This window comes from Nonomuraea longispora (assembly GCF_004348345.1).
Taxonomy (GTDB): domain Bacteria; phylum Actinomycetota; class Actinomycetes; order Streptosporangiales; family Streptosporangiaceae; genus Nonomuraea; species Nonomuraea longispora.
Map to the genome: position 1 here is coordinate 1 of NZ_SMJZ01000400.1, position 2,239 is coordinate 2,239.

The 2,239-nt window shown below is 69.9% G+C and carries 2 protein-coding genes and 1 pseudogene; 2 read left to right on the forward strand and 1 reads right to left on the reverse strand.

Features of this window, described 5'->3' with window-relative positions:
- Nucleotides 1–302, forward strand: a pseudogene (locus E1267_RS45205) (hypothetical protein); the annotation flags it as partial.
- A 71-nt stretch (nucleotides 303–373) separates the two neighbouring features.
- Complete coding sequence (locus E1267_RS43475) at nucleotides 374–625, forward strand: hypothetical protein (RefSeq protein WP_132342120.1); 252 nt, start codon at nucleotides 374–376, stop codon at nucleotides 623–625.
- A 33-nt stretch (nucleotides 626–658) separates the two neighbouring features.
- On the opposite strand, the gene E1267_RS43480 is transcribed toward E1267_RS43475, so the two are convergent.
- On the reverse strand, nucleotides 659–2,239 hold a 1,581-nt coding region (locus E1267_RS43480; protein ID WP_132342122.1), incomplete at its 5' end, for an ABC transporter family substrate-binding protein.

A 2,239-nucleotide genomic window follows, 5' to 3' on the forward strand; every position in this document is an offset into this window, starting at 1 on the left:
GGGGCATCGCGCTGGCCGCGCTGAGCGACAGCGTGCCGGTCTCCATGGCCGGATTCGCGCTCACCGGGCTGGCGCTCGGCCCGATGGTGCCCGCCCTGCTCAGCCGCGCCGCCGCCGACGACTCCGGCGGGACGCTCGTGTGGTGGGTGTCGACGATCTCGTACACCGGGTTCGTGGTCAGCCCGCTGCTGGTCGCCGGCCTCAGCGGGTGGCTCGGCCTGCCCGCCGCGATGGCGGCGCTCGGGCTGCTCGGGCTGCTCGGGCTGCCGCTGGCAGGCCGGCTCCTGTCGCGCGGGCCGTGACGGCGCGGCCGGAATACGGCCGCCGTTTGGGGAAAGGAGACCCTGAAACCGCGCATGCGAAGGGGATCATCATGGCCGTCTGCGAAACCTGCGGCAACGACTACGACATGGCGTTCGAGGTGCGCGCGCAAGGGGCCGTGCACACCTTCGACTGCTTCCAGTGCGCGATCGAGGCGATGGCGCCCATCTGCGAGCACTGCGGCACGAAGGTCATCGGGCACGGTGTCCAGTCGGGTGAGCACTGGTACTGCTGCGCCCACTGCGCGCGCGAGGAGGGCACCAAGGGCCTCGTCGACCGCGTCACGGCCGGCACGACCGCCTGAGGGAGGCCGGGGAGGCGTGGCCGGCCCGCCGCGTCAGCGCATGAAACCGATGTCCTCGTAGCGGAGGTCGTAGAAGCCGCGCGCCCCCACGTTGGCCAGCGTCTCCCGGGCCGCGACGTTCTGCGGCCGCTGATAGAGCGGCAGCACCGTCGCCAGCTCCCAGATCAGCCGGTCCGCCCTGTTGGTCTCCCTGCGGGCCCGCACCGGGTCGAGGGCCTGGGAGGCCCGGCTCATGGCCTCGTCGACGGCCGCCGACCCGACGCGCCCGAAGTTCGCGTTCCACGTCTTCCCGTCGCGCGCGTCGATGTAGATCCCGTAGCTGCTGGAGACCGGGAACGGGGTGCCGATGTAGGCGAACGGCGTGATGTCGAAGTTGCCGGGGATCACATACTTGCTGAAGAAGTCGTCGCTGGGCACGGCCCTGATGGTCAGCCTCACGCCGATCTGCGCCAGCATGCTCTGGGCGAGCTCGCCTTCCGCCTTGCTGACCTGCACCCCCGACGGCACCACGAAACGCAGGTCGAGCGGCTTGCCGTCCTTCTGCCTGACCGTCGTGCCGGCCGCTGGTCTCCAGCCGGCGGCGTCGAGCAGCTTCTTGGCGCGTTCGGGGTCGTACCCGCCCATGCGGCCGGCGTTGTCGCGGTAGCCCTCCTGCGTGTTCATGAAGAAGTGGTTGTTCAGCAGCGCGATCGGCCAGTCCAGGCCCTGCAGGTCCGAGCGGGCGATGGCCTGGCGGTCGATGCCGAGCTGCACGGCGAGCCGGACGTCGCGGTCCTTGAGCAGTTCGCTCGACCCGTTGAAGGTGAAGTGCCGGAAGTCCGGGCCGGCCGCCTGCCGCACCTGCGCCCCCTGGGCGGCCCTGGCGCGGGCGAGATCGGGGGCGGACGGGCCCACGTCGACGATGTCGAGCTCGCCGTTGCCGAACGCCCCCATCAGTGAGTCCTGCTCCGACGCCCGGTAGATGATCTTGTCCAGCTTGGCTCGGTCGCCCCACCAGGCCTCGTCCCTCACGAGGGTGATCGTCTTGGCGGTCTGGTCGAACCCGCCGAACTTGAACGGGCCCGCCGTCACCGGGATCCTGTTCAGCCAGGCGTTGTTGAACGACTGGGCCGTGCGGTTGGTGACGGCGGGCAGCAGCGGCGAGAACAACGACTGCCAGTCGCCGAAAGGCCGCTCGAACGTCACCACCACCTCGAAGTCGTCCTTGCCCCGCGTCACCTGCCCGATGTCCTGGTAACCGGTGGAGGAGACGATGCGGAAGTCAGGGTCGCGCCCGTTCAGCGCCCGCCACTGCGCCCGGTAGTCGGCCCACGTGATCGGCCGCCCGTCGGACCATCTGGCCTTGGGGTTCAGCGTGTACGTGACCACCTGTTTGGGCCGCCGTTCTGTCACCCTTGCGTCGATCACGTAGTTGTCGTTGACCGTGATCCCGGCCTTCTCGTCGGACAGGAACGGCGAGGGCAGCAGCGCGTTGCTGACCACGCCGGCCATCGCGAGGTTGCCGTCCACGTGGTTCCTGTTCCACTGGGCGGGGAACTCGTTGATGCCCCACCGCAGCGTCCCGCCGTCCCTGACCTTGTCGCGCGGCTGCGGATTGATGTCGTAGGCCTTGAC